Origin of the sequence: Nocardia aurantia (assembly GCF_009604425.1) — a bacterium.
Lineage (GTDB): Bacteria > Actinomycetota > Actinomycetes > Mycobacteriales > Mycobacteriaceae > Nocardia > Nocardia aurantia.
In genome coordinates, this window is sequence record NZ_WEGI01000013.1 from 271,850 (window position 1) to 290,866 (window position 19,017).

A 19,017-nucleotide genomic window follows, 5' to 3' on the forward strand; every position below is an offset into this window, starting at 1 on the left:
ATGCCGGAGTCCGTTCCGTTCCCGCTGGCGCCGGCGCAGCTCGGGGTGTGGTACGCCCAGCTGCTCGACCCGGACGTGCCGGTCAACATCGCGCAGTACGTGGATGTCGACGGCGACCTCGATCCTGCTGTGTTGCAAGAGGTTTCGATCGACTCCGCCCGCGAGTACGAATCCACGGTGGTGCGCCTGGAGGAGAGCGGCGGCCTGCCGCACCAGGTGGTGGATCCGGCACTGCCGGTGGACATTCCGCTGATCGACCTGCGATCGCGACGCGATCCCGTTGCGGCCGCGCACGAGTGGATGCGGGCCGACTACACCGCACCGGTGAACCCGCTCACCGATCGGCTGTTCGCGGGCGCGGTGCTGCGCGTCGGGGAACGGCGCTGGTTCTGGTATCTGCGGGCCCACCACCTGGTTCTCGACGGATACGGGGCACTCACCAACACCATGCGGGTGGCGCAGCGGTACACCGCGCGCCTGCGTGGCGTCGAGCCGGAACCGGTGGCGCCGGGCGCGCTCCGGGAACTGGCCGAGGCCGAGCACGCCTACCGCGACAGCACCCGCTTCGAGCGCGATCGCGAGTACTGGGCCGAACGGATGCGCGGACTCGACGGCGCCACCACGCTCAACGGGCGCAACGCGCCGCGCGCCGCCGGCAATCTGGTGTTCGGCCGGGCCCTGCCCGACGCCCTGGTGCAACATCTCAACGACCTTGCCGCCGCGCACGATTCGACCGCGGCGGTGGTGGTGCTGGCGGCCTTCGCCGGTTATCTCGCCCGGCTGACCGATCGCGACGAGGTGGTGCTCAGCCTGCCGGTCACGGCCCGCACCACCGCGGTCGCCCGGCGATCCGCGGGCATGCTGTCCAACATCGTGCCGCTGCGACTGGTGGTCGGCGACGTGACGTGGGCCCAACTGCTGCAAGCGACCCGCGTCGAAGTGGCCGGGGCCCTGCGCCGGCAGCGGTATCGCTACGAGGACATCCGCCGCGGCACCGGCCGGGACACCCACACCGCGCGGCGCGCGCTGTTCGGCCCGATCGCCAACATCATGCTGTTCCGAAGCGATCTGGCCCTCGGCGACGCCGCCGGGCGGTATCACGTGCTGTCCACCGGACCCGTCGAGGATCTCAGCCTCAACGTGTACTACGGCGCCGGCGACAGCGTGCACATCGACCTCGAGGCCAATCCGAATCTGTACGGCGCCGACGAGATCGCCCGGCACCACGCCAGATTCGTCGGATTCCTGGGGCGGCTGGTCGAACTCGATCCGGGACGCACGCTGGCCTCGGTCGAGGTGGCCACCGCGCTGGAGCGCGAGGTCAGCGTCCGGACCTGGAACGCCACCGACGTCGATCTGCTCCCGGCGGGCGGGCCGGTGCCGACGCTGCCCGCGCTGTTCGCCGCGCAGGCGGCCCGCACCCCGGACGCGGTCGCGCTGTGCTTCGACGGCGCCCCGGCACTGAGCTACGGGCAACTGGCCGAAGCGGTGAACAGACTTGCGCGGCACCTGATCTCGCGCGGGATCGGCCCCGAGGACCGGGTGGCGCTGTACCTGCGCCGGTCGCCGCGGCTGGTGATCGCGATGTACGCGGTGCTGGCGGCCGGCGCGGCCTACGTGCCGCTGGACCCGGACCACCCGGGCGAACGCAACCGGTACGTGCTGGCGACCGCGCGGCCCGCGTGCGTCCTGACCACCACCGCCGACGCTCCCGCCGATCCGGCCGGCGACACGGTGTACCTCGACGAGCTCGACCTCTCGGCGCTGCCCGGCGGCCCGGTGTGGGACCGCGAACGAGCCACGCCGCTGCGCCCGGCCCATCCGGCCTATGTGATCTTCACCTCAGGATCGACCGGACGGCCCAAGGGCGTGGTGATCTCGCACGCCGCCGTGGTCAACCGGCTGCTCTGGATGCAGGCCGCCTACCGGTTGCACGAGCAGGACGTGGTCTTGCAGAAGACCCCCGCCACCTTCGACGTCTCGGTGTGGGAGTTGTTCTGGCCCTTGCAGATCGGCGCCACGCTGGTCCTCGCCCAGCCGGACGGGCATCGGGAGCCCGGCGTGCTGCGCGCGACCGTCGCCCGATTCGGCGTCACCGTCGTGCATTTCGTGCCGTCGATGCTGGCGGCATTCCTGTCCGGGGTGCCCGCGGCCGAGGCGGTGCCGGACTCGGTACGTCTCGTTTTCGCCTCCGGGGAGGCATTGACCGCGCCGCTGGCGCAGCGTCTGCTCGCGTCGAGCCGCGCGACCCTGCACAATCTGTACGGTCCCACCGAGGCCGCCGTGGACGTCACCGCCCACGAGGTGACGGCGGCGGACCGCGCCGGCGTCCCGATCGGGGCTCCGGTGTTCAACACCCGGCTCTACGTGCTGGATTCCCGGCTTCGGCCGGTGCCCGTGGGCGCTCCGGGCGAGCTGTATCTGTCGGGGGTACAGCTCGCCCGGGGATACATCGCCCGGCCCGACCTGACCGCCGAACGGTTCGTCGCGGATCCGTTCGGGGCGCGAGGGGCCCGGCTGTACCGCACCGGCGATCTGGTCCGCTGGACCCCGCACGGTGAGCTGGAATATCTGGGGCGCACCGACTTCCAGGTGAAGCTGCGCGGACTGCGGATCGAACTGGGCGAGATCGAGGCCGTGCTCGGCGCGGTCCCCGGGGTGGCGCGGGCCGTGGTCGTCGTCCGCGCCGAGGCCGCCATCGAACAGCTGGTGGCCTACGTCGTCGAAACCGGTCCCGGCGCAGTCGATGTCGCGCGACTGCGGGCGGCCGCGGCTCGCGAGTTGCCCGGCTACATGGTGCCCACCGCCGTCGAGGTGCTGGAAGCCCTGCCGGTCAACGGGTCCGGGAAGCTGGATCGCTCCGCGCTGCCCGCGCCTACCCGGCGCGGCGGCGACCACCGCGCGCCCGAGACGGCGGCCCAGCGGGCCGTCGCCGGGGTGTTCGCCGAGGTGCTCGGCCGCGAACCGGTGGGCCTGGACGACGAATTCCTGGCGCTCGGTGGCAATTCGCTGGTGGCGACGCAGGTTTCGGCGCACCTGAACGCGGAACTGGGTTGCCGCCTGACCGTGCGCGACCTGTTCGACGCCGGCACCGTGGCGCAGTTGGCGGATCTGATCGAGCGGGATCGGGCCGATGCGGCGGCGGACACCGGGTTGGTGCTCCGGCCGCGTCCGGCGCTGGTGCCGTTGTCGCCGGCGCAGCAACGGATCTGGTTCCTGAACCGGCTCGAGCGCGGCGCTGCCTACCACCTGCCGTTCGTGGTGCGCCTGACCGGAGCGGTGTCGGTACCCGGGCTGTGCGCGGCCGTCACGGACGTCGCGTGGCGGCACGAGGTGCTGCGGACCGTATTCCCCTGTGACACCGACGGTATCGCCCGCCAGCAGCCGCGGCCCGCCGCCCCGGTCGAGGCGGTCCGGATGGAGCCGACCGCGCTGCCGGCCGAACTGACCGAATTCGCCACGGCCGATTTCGATCTGGAGCACGAGCAGCCGCTGCGGGCCCGGGTGTTCGATACCGGCGCCGAGGTGGTGCTGGCGGTCGTGCTGCATCACATCGCCGCCGACGGGCTGTCGCTGCCGGTGCTCGCGCGGGATGTGAGCCGGGCCTACCGGGCGCGCCGGACCGGCGCCGAGCCCGAATGGTCGCCCCTGCCCCTGCAATACGCGGATTACGCGGTGTGGCACCGGGATCGGCTCGGTTCGCCGGACGACGCGGATTCCCTCGCGGCCCGGCAACTGCGCTACTGGACCGAGACACTCGGCGGCGCCCCGGACCAGCTCGACCTGCCCGCGGACCGTCTCCGGCGCGCGGTGGCGAGCGGACGCGGTGGTGTGCTGGAACACGAGATCCCGGCCGACCTGCACGCGGCCGTCACGGCCTACGCGCGGACCCGGTCGGTGTCCGTGTTCATGGTGCTGCACGCCGCGCTGGCCGCGCTGCTGGCCCGGGTGTCCGGCGGCGACGACATCGTGATCGGCACACCGGTCGCCGGTCGCGGGGACCGCGCGCTCGACGATCTGATCGGCATGTTCGTCAACACGCTGGTGCTGCGTACCCCCGTGGACGCGGCGCAGCCGTTCGCCGCGCTGCTGGAACGCGCGCGCACCACGGATCTGGCCGCCTTCGCCCATGCCGATTTGCCGTTCGAGCAGCTGGTCGAGGCGCTGAACCCGATACGTTCCCAGGCCCGGCATCCGCTGTTCCAGGTGTTGCTGTCGGCGGCCGGGCCGGAACCGGACCCGCTGGACCTGCCCGACGTGTCGGTGCGCACGAGTACCCTGGACACCGGGACGACCAAGTTCGACCTGCAACTCACGGTCGCCGAGCGCTTCGCCGGTGCCGCTCCCGGGGAAGGTCCGGCACCGGCGGGGATCCGCACCGAATTCACCTACGCCACAGACCTTTTCGACCCCGCCACCATTGCCGGCTACGCGGGCTGGTTCGTCCGCCTGCTGCGCGCCGCCGTCACCGACGACACGACCCCGATCGCCGACCTGCCGTTGCTGGACAGCGCCGAGCTGGCCCGCATCCTCGCGACGGCCACGACGGCCACCGCAGTTACCCCAGTCATCGTGGGGACGACTGCCGTGGCTACCGCGACCACGGCGGCCGCCGCCGGGACGGGCACGACAGCCGCCACAGCGACGGCCGACCTGCGCGCCGACCTCGGTGCGGGTCCGAAGGTTGCTGCGATCGCAATCGCGTCGGCGCCGGCCGAGAACACGAGTGGCCTGGTTACGACCGTGGTGGAAGCGGTGGATGCCGCCGTGAACATCGCCGCGCCGGGGAACGCGGTAGCCGATTCGGTGGTGATCGGATCCACCCCGGCCACGAGCGGTGCGGGCACAGCCGACGCGGACTCGGATGCGACCGGCACGCCGGGCAACGGGCGCGGGATTGCCGCCGTGGCGCCGGGCCGGACATCGGCAGGCGAGCCACCGTCGCCGGTCCGAGCCGAGGTCCGGCCCCAACGGCCCAGTGTCGTCGCGGCTTTCACGGCACAGGCGGCTCGGGCGCCGGAGACGATCGCGGTCGTGTACGAGGGCGTGGAGCTGTCGTACGCGGAATTCTCGGCGCGGGTGAATCGACTGGCACGCGAGCTCATCTCGCTGGGCGTCGGCCCGGAAAAGACGGTGGCGCTGCATATTCGGCGTTCGCTGGATCTGGTCGTCGGCGTCTACGCTGTGCTCGCCGCGGGCGGTGCGTATGTGCCGCTGGATCCGGAGCATCCGGCCGAGCGCAATCGCTACGTGGTGGACACCGCGCGGCCGGTGTGTGTGCTGGTCGGGTCGGACGGTCCGGCGACGGCACCGGACCAGGACGACGTGGCCGGTTGGGACGTGCCGGTGCTTGCGGTGGACGGCCCGGCAGCCCGGCGGCGCACGGCGACGGCGGTCACGGACGAGGAACGGCTCGCCCGACTGCGGCCCGAACATCCGGCGTATGTGATCTTCACCTCGGGATCCACGGGCCGGCCGAAGGGGGTGACGGTGACGCATGCCGCGGTGGCGAACCAGATCTCCTGGATCTCCGCCGAATACGGCATCGGGCCCGCGGATGTGGTGCTGTTCCGCACACCGGCGACCTTCGACGTGTCGGTGTGGGAGTTGTTCGCGCCGTTGTGCGGTGGCGGCCGGTTGGTTGTCGCGCCGCACGAGGCGCATCGAGATGTCCGGCAGCTGGCCGAACTCGTCGCGGCTCATCGGGTGACGCTGACCTCGTTCGTACCGTCACAGTTGGCGATGTTCGCCGAGGGCGCGACCGGTGCCGAGATCGCCTCGCTGCGTGCGGTTCTCGTCGCCGGCGAGGCGTTGTCCGGTGAGGTGGCGGCCGCGTTCGCGCGAGTGTCCGGCGCCGAGCTGCACAATCTGTACGGGCCCACCGAATTCACTGTGCACGCGACGCATGCGCCGGTGGTGGCGGCCGCCGGTCCGGTGCCGATCGGGCGGCCGGTGCGCGGGGGCGCCGTCCACGTGCTCGATTCGCGATTGCGCGTGGTGCCGGATCTGGTCGCGGGGGAGTTGTATCTGTCCGGAATCCAGCTGGCCCGTGGATATCACGGGCGAGCGGGCCTGACCGCGGAGCGATTCGTGGCCGATCCGTTCGGCACGGCCGGCGCGCGCCTGTACCGGACCGGTGACCTGGTCCGGCGTCGTCGCGACGGGGTGCTGGAGTATCTGGGCCGCAGCGATTTCCAGGTCAAACTGCGTGGCCAGCGGGTCGAGCTCGGCGAGATCGAGTCGGCGCTCGCGGCACAGCCGGGGGTGCGCGCGGCGGCGGTGCGGCTGCATCGCCACGACACCGGCGAGCTGCTCGTCGCTTATCTCGTCACCGCTCTTGCGGAGCCGGAAACCGCTCTGCCGCAACAATTGCGCGCCCAGCTGCCGTCGTACATGGTGCCCGCCGTGTACATCCGGCTGGACGCGATGCCACTGTCCGCCTCGGGCAAACTCGACCGCGCCGCGCTGCCGGATCCCGTGGTGGCGGCCGCCGCCCACCGGCCGCCGGTTACCCCGGCCGAGCGCGCGGTGGCGGCCGTCTTCGAGCAGGTCCTCGGGGTGGCGCGGGTCGGGGCCGACGACGACTTCTTCGCCCTCGGCGGCAATTCGCTGGTGGCGACCAGGATTTCGGCTCGGCTGTCGGCCTGGTCCGGCACCGATGTGCCGTTGCGCGCGCTGTTCGAGCAGCCGACCGTGGCGGCCCTGGCGGCGCGCCTCGAAGCCGGGCCGGCATCGGCCCGGCCGCTGCTCGCGGCCGGACCGCGGCCGGAGTTCGTGCCGTTGTCCTATGCGCAGCAGCGGATGTGGTTCCTGGAGCAGTTCGACGCCGGATCGGCGGTCAACTCGCTGGTGGCCGCGATCCGGCTGGACGGACGGCTGGACGAGGCCGCGTTGCGGGGCGCCGTCGCCGATCTGGTCGTCCGGCACGAGTCGCTGCGGACGATCTATCCGGCCCGCGACGGCGTGGGTCACCAGCAGGTGCTGCCCGAGGCCGAGGTCGAATTCCGGACCGGGTCCGTCCGGGAGAGCGAAATCGACGCTGCCGTAGCGAAATTCGCCTGTCCCGGCTTCGATGTCACCGCCGCTGTACCGCTGCGGTTCGCGCTGTGGCGGGTCGAGACGGAAGCCGTTGCCGCCGAGGGGTTTTCCGGCGCCGATCGGAATGTGCTGGCCGTGGCGCTGCATCACCTGGCCGCTGACGGCTGGTCGATCGCACCGCTGGTCCGGGATCTGTTGCGGGCGTACGGGCGACGGGTCGAGGGCGAGGTCGTGGCGCCGGATCCGCTGCCGGTGCAGTACGCCGACTACACGCTGTGGCAGCGGGAACTGCTCGGCGCCGAGGACGATCCGGATTCCCGGATCGGCCGGGAGATCGCCTTCTGGACCGCCGAACTCGACGGGCTGCCGGATCTGCTGCCACTGCCGCTGGACCGTCCGCGACCGGCGACGGCCTCGGGACACGGTGCCCGGCGGCACTTCGCACTCGACCCCGAACAGGTCCGGGGGCTGCGTTCGCTGGCGCGGGAGTCCCGGGCGACGCTGTTCATGGTGGTGCACACGGCCTTCGCCGTCCTGCTGGCGAAGCTGTCCGGGCAGCGCGACATCGCCCTCGGCACACCAGTTTCCGGTCGTGGGAACCCGCTGCTCGATGACATGATCGGGATGTTCGTCAACACCGTGGTGCTGCGCACCGAGATCGCCCCGGAGCGCACCTTCGCCGACCAGCTCGCCGCCGTCCGCGACCGCGATCTGCGTGCGTTCGAACGGTCCGATCTGCCCTTCGAACGACTGGTCGAGATACTGGATCCGCCGCGTTCCGCGGCCCGGCACCCACTGTTCCAGGTGATGCTCGATCTGCCGGCCATCGATCGCACCCCGCTGCGACTACCCGGCCTGACCGGTCATTGGCTTGACATCGACACCGGCACGGCCAAATTCGACCTGCAACTCACCCTGGCCGAACAGGGCGACGGCCTGGCCGCGACCTTCGAGTACGCCACCGACCTGTTCGACGCCGCGACCGTGGACGTCTTCGCGCGCCGACTGTGCCGGCTACTGGAAACCGTTGCCGCCGAACCGGATCGACGCATCGGCACGCTGGACATCCTGACCGGCGCGGAAGCCGAACTGGTGCTGCGCCGCTGGAACGACACCGATCGGCCGCTGGCCGCGGTTGCGCCGGGCATCGATGACGCGGGCGCGACCCTGCCCGCGCTGCTGGAGGCCCGGGTGGCCTGCGATCCCTGGCAGCCGGCGGTGACGTTCCAGGGGACCACCCTGTCCTACGGCGTATTCGCCGGCCGGGTCCGGCGGCTGGCCCGCTGGCTGATCGATCGCGGCGTCGGCCCGGAATCACCGGTCGCGCTGTGCCTGCGGCGGTCGCTGGACCTGGTGATCGGCATCCACGCGGTGGTCGCGGCGGGCGGCGCCTATGTGCCGCTGGATCCGGACCAGCCGGCCGAACGCATCCGGCACATCCTCGACACCGTGAATCCGGTGTGTGTGCTGGTCGCCGGTGCGGAGGGCGAGCTGCCGGACATCACCGCGGTGCGGCTCGATCTGCTCGATCTGTCCGAGTACTCCGGTGCGCCCGTGACGGACGCGGATCGCCGGGGGCCGCTGCGCCCGGCCGACACCGCGTATGTGATCTTCACCTCCGGCTCGACCGGCCGGCCCAAGGGCGTGGCGGTCCCGCATGCCGCGATCGTCAACCGCCTGGTCTGGATGCAGCGCGAATATCGGCTCGCCGGAACCGATGTCGTCCTGCAGAAGACCCCCGCGACGTTCGACGTGTCGGTGTGGGAGTTCTTCTGGCCCCTGCAGGTCGGCGCGCGGCTGCTCGTCGCGCCGCCGGACGCGCACCGCGACCCGGTCGCGTTGAGCATGCTGATCGCCGAATCCGGGGTCACTGTGGCGCATTTCGTGCCGTCCATGCTGACCGCCTTCCTGGAGTCGGTCGATCTCGCGCGCTGTGCGTCGCTGCGCCTGGTGTTCGCCTCCGGTGAGGCGCTGTCCGCCGCACCGGCGCAACGGCTTCGGGCGGCGACCGGTGCGGCGGTGCACAATCTGTACGGCCCGACGGAGGCGGCCGTCGACATCACCGGGCACGAGGTGACCGATGCCGATCCGGATCTCGTCCCGATCGGCCGCCCGGTCCTCAACAGTCGCGGCTATGTGCTGGACGATCGGCTGCGTCCGGTGCCACCGGGGGTCACCGGCGAGTTGTATCTCGCCGGTGCGCAATTGGCTCGGGGCTACGTGAACCGCGCGGACCTGACCGCCGACCGGTTCGTGGCCGATCCGTACGCGCCGGACGGCCGGGCGGGCACCCGGATGTACCGCACCGGCGACCTGGCCCGGTGGACCGCCGACGGCGAACTGGAATATCTGGGCCGCAACGATTTCCAGGTCAAACTGCGCGGACTGCGGATCGAACTCGCCGAGGTGGAGGCGGCCGTGACGAGCGCCGCCGGGGTGGCCCGCGCGGTGGCCGCGGTACGCACCGAGGAGCACACCGGTGACCGGCTGGTCGCGTATCTGGTACCGGCCGCCGGTGCCGCGGTCGATCTCGATGCGGTGCGAAGCGTTGTCGCCCAGCGGTTGCCGTCGTACATGGTCCCGGAGACGTTCGTCGTACTCGACGCCCTGCCGGTCAACGCCTCCGGCAAGCTGGATCGTGCGGCACTGCCCGCGCCCGCGATCGAGGAGCGGGTGTTCCGGGCGCCGGAGACCGCGGAGCAGCGCCTCGTGGCCGCCGTGTTCGCCGAGGTGCTGGGCGCGATCCCGCACGGGCGCAGCGGAATCGGCCGCGACGACGACTTCTTCGGCCTCGGTGGCAACTCGCTGGTCGCCACCCGGGCGGCGGCCCGGCTCGGTGCGGCGCTGCGCACCCATGTCCCGGTGCGGATGCTGTTCGAGGCTCCGACCGTCGCGGCGCTGGCCGCCCGGCTGCGGGAGCACCCCGAGGCGGGCGTCCGGCCGCCGTTGACCGCACGCCCCCGGCCGCCTCGCGTGCCGTTGTCGCCGGGCCAGCAGCGCATGTGGTTCCTGGACCGCTACCGGGCCGGTACGGAACCGGGCCCGGCCGCGGCGGCGGACAACATTCCGCTGGCCCTGCGCCTGCGTGGTGCCCTCGACACGGACGCGCTCACCGCCGCCCTCACCGATGTGATCACCCGGCACGAGTCGCTGCGCACGACCTATCCCGACGGTCCGGAGGGTCCCGAGCAGCTCGTGCTCACCGGCGTTCCCGTCGCGCTGCCGGTCGAGCAGGTGGATTCGGCGGCACTGGCGGACCGGCTCGCCGCGCACGCAACGGCGGCCTTCGATCTGTCCGCCGGAATACCGTTGCGCGCGATCCTGTTCCGGCTCGCCGAGGACGATCATGTGCTCGCGATCACCGTGCATCACATTGCCGCCGACGGTTTCTCGCTCGGTCCGCTGGCGCGCGATCTGGTCGTCGCCTACACCGCCCGCCGGGCCGGGCACGCGCCGGCCTGGTCGCCGCTGCCCGCGCAGTACGCCGACTACACCCTGTGGCTGCGCGACACCCTGGGCGCCGCCGACGATCCCGGCTCCGAACTGCACCGGCAGCTGGACTACTGGCGGGACCGGCTGACGGGCCTGCCCGAGCAACTGGACCTTCCGGCGGATCGCCCACGCCCGCAGACACCTTCGCACCGGGGCGGCACCCACCGCCTCGGCATCGATTCCGATCTGCACAGCGAGCTGGGCGAACTCGCGCGCAAGCACGAGACCACCCTGTTCAGCACGCTGCACGCGGCGCTGGCGGTGCTGCTGGCCCGGCTGTCCGGAACCGGCGACATCGCGATCGGCACACCGGTCGCCGGCCGGGGTGACGCCGCCCTGGACGAGCTGGTCGGCATGGTGGTCAACACGCTGGTGCTGCGCACCGAGGTCGACGTCCGCAGCCGCTTCGAGACCGTGCTGGACGCGGTACGCGCCGACGATCTCGCGGCGCTGTCACACGCGGACGCGCCGTTCGACCAGCTGGTGGAGCTGCTCGCCCCGGCCCGGGTCGCGCACCGCCATCCGCTGTTCCAGGTGGCACTGACCTTCCAGAACTTCACCGTCCCGGCGTTCGACGCGGCCGGTCTGGATATCCGCCCGGTACCGCTGGACGCGCCGGCGGCCAAGTTCGACCTGCAGTTCACGGTGGTCGAGCAGTTCGGCTCGGACGGCCGCGCCGGCGGGCTCGACATCGAGATCACCTATGCCGCAGACCTTTTCGACGCCCCGACGGTGGCCGTCCTGGCCCGGCGCTTCGAACAGGTACTGGCGGCCGTCGCCGCCGACCGGACCGTGGTGGTCGGCGACATCCAGTTGCTGAGCGCGGAGGAACAGCGCCGCGCGCTCTACGAGTGGCCGATCACCGACGCGGACCACGCCGAGATCACCACGATCGCAACACGATTCGCGGCCGCTGCGGCTCTCGATCCGGATGCGGTGGCGGTCCGCGACGGCGAGACCTCACTGACCTACGCGGAGCTGGATGCCTGGTCCAACCGGCTGGCCCGAAGGCTGATCGCCACCGGGGTGCAACCGGAATCGCTGGTGGCGGTGGCGTTGCCGCGCTCCGCGGAACTGGTCGCCGCGCTGCTCGCGGTGCTCAAGAGCGGCGCCGCCTATCTTCCGGTCGACCCCGCGTATCCGGCCGATCGCATCGAATGGCTGCTGGCCGACGCGCGTCCGGTGTGCGCGCTGTCCAGCGGCGGGACCGCGTTGCCGCGCGGCTGGTTCGGCGGCCCGGTGATCGATCTCGACACGATCGCCTGGGATCGGCTGGACTCGGGACCGATCACCGACGGTGATCGGCGCCGGGCGTTGCGTCCGGCGCATCCCGCCTACGTCATCTACACCTCGGGTTCCACCGGCACGCCCAAGGGCGTGGTGATCCCGCACCGCAACGTGATCCGCCTTCTCGACAACACCCGCGGGCACTTCGGGTTCGGGCCCGACGACGTCTGGACGATGTTCCATTCGTACGCCTTCGACTTCTCCGTCTGGGAACTGTGGGGACCGCTGTTGACCGGCGGACTGGTGGTGATCGTCGACCACCTCGTGACCCGATCCCCGCGACAGTTCCGGCAGTTGCTGATCGACGAACGCGTCACCGTGCTGAACCAGACACCGTCGGCGTTCTATCAGCTCGTCGCCGCGGATCTCGCCGAACCGCCGGCGCCGTACCGGCTGCGCCGGGTGATCTTCGGCGGCGAGGCGCTGGAGCCGGCCCGGCTGGCCGGTTGGTTCGAGCGGTACGGGCGCACAACGGAATTGGTGAACATGTACGGGATCACCGAGACCACCGTGCATGTCACCCGGCACGTGCTCGATCCCGGGACCGGTCCGGCCGGGGCGATCGGCAGCGCGCTCGCGGGACTGGCCGTGCGCCTGCTGGATTCGCGGCTGCGGCCCGTCCCGGTCGGAGCGCCGGGCGAGATCTACGTATCCGGTGGACAGGCGGCCCGCGGTTATCTCGGCCGCTCGGCGCTCACCGCGGGCCGGTTCGTCGCCGATCCGTACGGCCCGGCCGGGTCGGTCGCGTATCGCTCCGGCGATGTGGCGCGCTGGACGGCCGACGGGAACCTGGAGTATCTCGGCCGGGCGGATCAGCAGGTCAACCTGCGCGGATTCCGGATCGAGCCGGGTGAGATCGAGGCCGTGCTGCTGTCCGACGACCGGGTGCGCGAGGCCGTGGTGATCGTCCGGCGCGACCCGGCGGTCGAGGACGAGCGGCTGGTGGGCTACGTGGTGGCCACGGGCGCGGTGGATCCGGAGGCGTTGCGGCGCACGGCCGCCGCCCGGCTGCCGGAACACATGGTGCCGGTGGCGATCGTGGTGGTCGAGCGAATCCCGTTGACGGTCAACGGAAAACTGGACCGCGCCGCGCTCCCGGCGCCACGGTTCGAGACCGCCGCGCACCGCCGGCCCGGCACCCCCGCCGAGGAAGTGGTGGCCGGCGTCTACGCCGAGATCCTCGGAGTGGAAACGGTCGGCGCCGACGACGACTTCTTCCGGCTCGGCGGCGGTTCGCTGGCCGCGGCCCGCGCCGTCGCGCGCATCGGCGCCGCGCTCGGCGTGATCGTCCCGGTGCGCAGCCTGTTCGAGTCACCGCGGGTGGCCGATCTGGCGGCGCTCGCGGCCGAGTCCGGGCGGGCCCGCCCGGCACTGCGGGCAGGCGCGCGGCCGGCCTCGATCCCGTTGTCGCCCGCGCAGCAACGGATGTGGTTCCTCAACCGGTTCGACACCACCACCGCGTCGGGCGATGCCGCTGCCGCCTATCACATTCCGCTGATCCTGCGCCTGTCCGGAACCCTCGACGTGGCGGCGTTGCGGGCGGCCGTGGACGACGTCGCCGGTCGGCACGAGTCGCTGCGCACCGTCTACCCGGACACCGGTTCCGGTCCGGCACAGGTGATCCGGGCGGTCGGCGCGCCGCTGCTGCGCGGCCCCGAACGGATCACGGAAGCGGAGGTCGCACAACGTATCCGGCAGGACGTCGCGACCCCCTTCGATGTGACCGCCGAACCGCCGGTGCGGGTACGACTCTACGAACTCGGCACGGCGCCGGGCGAATATCTGCTCGTCGCGGTGTTGCACCACATCTCGGCCGACGGCTCCTCGGTGGGACCGTTCGCCCGGGACCTGATGGCCGCCTACCGCGCCCGGCTCGACGGCGGCGCGCCGTCGTGGCCGCCGCTGCCGGTGCAGTACGCCGATTACGCGGTGTGGCAACGGGCGCTGCTGGGTGACGAAACCGATCCGCAGTCGACGGCGGCCGAGCAGATCGCGCACTGGCGCGCCGCGCTCGCGGGACTGCCGGAACAATGGGATCTGCCCGGGGACCGTCCGCGCCCGGCCCGGCAGAGCCTGCGCGGGAGCCGGGTTGCGCTCGCCGTCGCTCCCGACGTGCACGCTCGCCTCCGGCGAGTGGGCCGGGCAGCGGGCGCCACAGTGTTCATGGTCGTGCACGCCGCGTACGCGGCGCTGCTGGCCCGGCTGTCGGGCAGCGCCGACATCGCCGTGGGAACACCGATCGCGGGCCGCGGCGACGCCCAACTCGACGATGTCATCGGAATGTTCGTCAACACCCTCGTCCTGCGGGCCGAGGTCCGTCCCGGACAACGGTTCGGCGAACTGCTGACCCGGGTGCGCGCGGCGGACGTGGCGGCCTTCTCGCACGCCGACGTGCCGTTCGAAATGCTGGTGGAGGCCCTGAATCCGGTGCGGTCGACCGCCCGGCACCCGCTGGTGCAGGTGGGCCTGTCGTTCCAGAATCACGAACGGGCGCGGCTGCGGCTACCCGGGTTGTCGGTGTCGGAGTTCGAATGGGACACGGGCACCGCGCAATTCGACCTGCACCTGTTCGCCGTCGACCACTACACCGACTCCGGCGAGGCGGCCGGCATCGAGCTCGCGCTCGGATACGCCGAGGATCTGTTCACCGCCGCGACCGCGCGACGGATCGGGGAGCAGCTGCTGCGCGTGCTGACGACGATCGCCGACGAGGGCGATCCGGTGATCGGCGATATCGACCTGCTCGGTCCGGCGTACACCGAACTGCTGCACCAGTGGAACCGCACCGATCATCCGGTCCCCGCGGCGACCCTGCCCGACCTGTTCGGTGACCGGGCGCGGCGAAACCCGGACGCGGTGGCCCTGATCGACGCCGTGAGCGAGCCCGCGCGGCAACTCCGCTACGCCGAGCTCGACGCCCGGGTCAATCGACTGGCCCGGCACCTGATCACCCTCGGCGTCGGCCCGGAAACCACAGTGGCCCTGGCGATTCGGCGATCGGTGGACCTCGTGGTGGCGATGTACGCGGTCGCCGCGGCCGGCGGCGCCTACGTGCCGATCGATCCCGATCATCCGGCGGAGCGCATCGCCGCCGTCCTGGCCGCGGCGCGGCCGGTCTGCGTACTGCGCGCCGGAGACGTTGCCGCGGTGCCCGATTCGGGCTCCGCGGACGTGCCGCTGGATCGGCTGGAGCTGTCCGGATATGCGGCCGCGCCGATATCCGACGGTGAACGGCTCGCCCCGCTGCGGCCCGCGAACACCGCGTACCTGATCTTCACCTCCGGTTCCACCGGGACGCCGAAGGGCGTGGCGGTTCCGCATACCGCCGTCGTCAACCAATTGCAGTGGCTGCGGGCCGAATTCACGCTGAACTCGGACGATCGGGTACTGCTGGAGACGCCCGCGACCTTCGATCTGTCGGTGTGGGAGCTCTGGTCGGTGCTCACCACCGGCGGCGCCCTGATCGTCACCCCGCCCACCGCCGTGCGGGATCCGGATCTGCTGCGCGAGAACATGAATCGGCACGGGGTGACCCTGCTGCACGCGGTGCCGTCCCTGGTGAACATGCTGCTGGTGTCGCCGGAACCGCTGCCGCCGACGCTGCGCGCCGTCCTCGCCATCGGCGAGGCGTTGCCGCCCGCCACCGCCGCCGAATTCCGGGCCCGCGGCACCGCCCGACTGTTCAACCTGTACGGCCCCACCGAGACCGCGGTGTCGATCACCTCGCACGAGGTGATCCAGGATCACGAGCACACCGTGCCGATCGGCGCACCGGTGTGGAACAGCCGGGTTCACGTGCTCGACGGCCGGTTGCGGCCGGTGCCGATCGGGGTGCCCGGCGAGCTGTACCTGTCCGGCGATCAGCTCGCCCGCGGCTATCGCGACCGCGCGGGGACGACCGCGCAACGGTTCGTCGCCGACCCGTTCCGGGCCGGTGAGCGGATGTACCGCTCCGGTGACATCGTCCGGTGGCGGGCCGACGGCACCCTGGAGTACCTGGACCGGGCGGATTTCCAGGTGAAGATCGGCGGATTCCGCATCGAACTCGGTGATGTCGAGGCAGCGTTGCTGCGCCGGCCCGGTGTCACCGCCGCGGTGGCGGCGCTGCGGGACGACCGGCTCGTCGCGTATGTCGCTGTGCCCGAATCGAATGCGCGCACCGAGACGACGCTGCTGCGTGAGCTGGCGCGCGAGTTGCCGCGATATCTGCTGCCCGCGGCCGTCGTGGTCGTGGACGCGTTGCCGCTCACCGCGAACGGCAAGGTGGATCGCGGCCGATTGCCGGATCCGCCTCGGCCGCAGACGGAATACCGCGCCCCGGAGACCCCGGCGCAACGCCTGGTGGCGGCCGGCTTCACCGATCTGCTCGGCATCCCCGAACCTGGGCTCGACGACGACTTCTTCCGGCTCGGCGGCAACTCGCTGCTGGCCACCCGGCTCACGGCCCGGCTCGGTGCCCGGCTGCGGGTACACCTGCCGGTCGCCGCCGTATTCGAGGCGCCGACGGTGGAACTGCTGGCCCGCTGGGCCGAATCCGCCGAACCGGCCGTCGACCGGCCGCCGCTGCGCCGCCGCGAGTCGAGCGAACCGGCCGCGCTGTCGCCGGCCCAGGCGCGGATGTGGGTACTGAACCGCCTCGATCCCGGCTCGCCGGCCTACAACGTGCCGGTGGCGTTGCGGCTGACCGGCGCCGTCGACCTCGTGGCACTCGACACCGCGATCCGGGATGTGCTGCGCCGCCACGAATCCCTGCGCACCCGGTACCCGGACACCGGGCACGGACCGGTGCAGGAGGTGCTGCCCGCCGAGCGGGTCCTGCCCGAACTGCGCCCGGTTTCCGTGCGCCGGGACGAGATATCGGCCCGGACAGCCGAATTCGCCGCCGCCGGATTCGATGTCACGGCCGCGCCGCCGATCCGGGCCGCACTGCTGCGGGTCGAGGCGGACGAACACGTCCTCGTCGTGGTGGTGCACCACATCAGCGGGGACGGGTTCTCGCTCGGCCCGCTGACGGCGGACCTGATCACCGCCTACACCGGCCGCCTCGGCGGCGCCGCGCCCGCCTGGCCGGAACTCCCGGTGCAGTACGCCGATTACAGCGCCTGGCAGAACGAGGTGCTCGGCGCCGATACCGATCCGGGTAGTCTCGCGGCCGATCAGCTCGGCTACTGGGCCCGCCGCCTCGCGGATGTCCCGGACCTGTTGCCCGTGCCCACCGATCGGCCGCGCCCCGCGCGCCGGAATATGCGCGGCGCGACGGTGACCGCGGCGGTCGGCGCCGAACTCGGCGCACGGCTGGCCGAGGTTGCGGGCCGGTTCGCGACAACGCCGTTCACGGTGCTGCACACCGCCTTCGCGGTGCTGCTCGCGAAACTGGCGGGGGTCCGCGACGTCGTCGTCGGTGTCCCGGTCTCCGGCCGCGGTGACCGCGCGCTCGACGACCTGATCGGCATGTTCGTCAATACCGTTGCCCTGCACAGTGATATCGATCCACGGCAGCGGTTCGGGGATCTGCTGCGCCGGACCCGGGACGAGGACCTCGCCGCGTTCGGACGCGCCGATGTGCCCTTCGATCGGGTGGTGGAGGCCCTCGGCCGCAGCCGGACCAGCAGCCACACCCCGGTTTTCCAGGTGCTGTTCAGCTTCGCGCACGCGCGGCCCGCGGTGATCGAACTGCCCGGCGCGACGGTCGAGGTGCTGGACGCCGCGATGCCGGAGGCCAAGTACGACCTGCAGCTCACGGTCGCCGAGCACCCGGCGGACCCGGGCCTGGATCTGCGATTCGATTACGCCACCGACATTTTCGACGCGGATACGATCGAGCGCCATGCCCGGCGGCTGCTCGCCGTATTGGCCGCGGTGGCGGCCGATCCCGATATCACGGTCCGCGCCGTCGACATCCGCACCGACGAGGAGCGTGCCGCCGGCGGTTCCGCTCGCACCGGTGCGTCCGCCGGGCCGGCACCCGACGCGGCCGGGTTGCCGGATCTGATCGCCGCCGCGGCGGCGATCGCACCGTCCGCCGTCGCCGTCTCGCACGGCGGCCACGATGTCGAATTCGCGGTGCTGCACCGCAAACTCGAGGCCGTCGGCCGGGCCATGGGTGGCGCCGCCGCGCCCGTGGCACTGATCAACATCGCGCTCGCCGGCTTGCTGCCCGGCATCCAGGCGGCCGTCGGCGCCGCCGGACTCGCGGAAATCCTGCGGACCCTGGGCGATCGCGCCCACGGGTTGATCACCTCGGAAGGAAACCACTGATGTCCCACGCCGAATCGGTTGCCTTCACCCGTTCCGCCGACCGGGCGGCCCTGCGCGCCGCCTACGGCATCGCCGACCTCCCCGATCTGATCGACACGGTGGCCGGCCTGGCCCCGGGCCGGATCGCCGTGCGGGACAACGACTCCGAGGTCGACTACGCCACGCTCGCCACCGAGGTGGCCACGCTCGCCGACGCGACCGGCGGCATGCTGACCCCGGACGCGCTCGTACAGCTCGCCGTCGCGAACCGGCTGCCCGGCCTGCTGGATTCGGATCACGGTGCGCTGGCCGCCGCGCTGGCGGCGCTGCTGGAGGATGCTCTCGACGCCGCCGCGGACGTGCTGTCACCTGATCTGGCCCCGGCCGAGACCCTCGCCAGCCTGTTCTCGGAGCAGGTGTCCCGGACGCCCGAGGCGCCGGCCGTGGAATTCCGCGGTGAGGTCCTGACCTACGCCGAATTGGACCGGCGCGCGGAGCGAACGGCACGGCATCTCACGGCACTCGGCGTCGGTCCGGATACGCTGGTGGGCATCGCGATCCGGCGTTCGATCGACCTGCTGGTCGCCGTCTACGCCGTCCACAAGGCGGGTGGCGCCTATGTCCCGCTCGACGTCGACCACCCGGCCGAGCGCCTGGAATACATGCTCGACGTGGCCGCTCCGGCGTTGGTGCTCACCACGGCCGCCGACCGGCCCGCGTTCGATCCGGCGGCGCCGGTGCTGTGCCTGGACGATATCGGCACGGACGCAACGGGTTCGGAGCGACCCGGCCCGTACCCGGTCGTCCGCCCGGACCACCTGGCCTACGTGATCTTCACCTCGGGGTCGACGGGCCGCCCGAAGGGCGTCGCCGTGTCGCATCGCTCGATCGTCGCCAATCTGCGCTGGCGGCAGCGGCGTTACCCGCTGCGCGACACCGATGTCGTGCTCCAGAAGACGCCGT

General features: G+C 72.0%; 2 protein-coding genes (1 of these 2 running past the window's edge). Both read left to right on the plus strand.

Annotation, left to right across the window (positions count from 1 at the left end):
• A complete protein-coding gene (locus NRB56_RS29580) occupies positions 1–18,075 on the plus strand; it encodes a non-ribosomal peptide synthase/polyketide synthase (protein ID WP_227838452.1) in 18,075 nt (6,024 codons plus the stop codon).
• A protein-coding gene (locus NRB56_RS29585; RefSeq protein WP_153347568.1) for a non-ribosomal peptide synthase/polyketide synthase crosses the window boundary here: on the plus strand, positions 18,075–19,017 show its 5' portion. Its footprint extends 23,894 nt past the window's final position; the window shows 943 of its 24,837 coding nt (coding positions 1–943); the start codon lies at positions 18,075–18,077; its stop codon lies beyond the right edge, outside the window. The genes NRB56_RS29580 and NRB56_RS29585 overlap by 1 nt, the downstream gene beginning before the upstream one ends.

Bases quoted from the DNA above. Each gene is read 5' to 3' on its own strand.
- NRB56_RS29580 (WP_227838452.1), top strand. From the start codon at position 1: ATGCCGGAGTCCGTTCCGTTCCCGCTGGCGCCGGCGCAGCTCGGGGTG.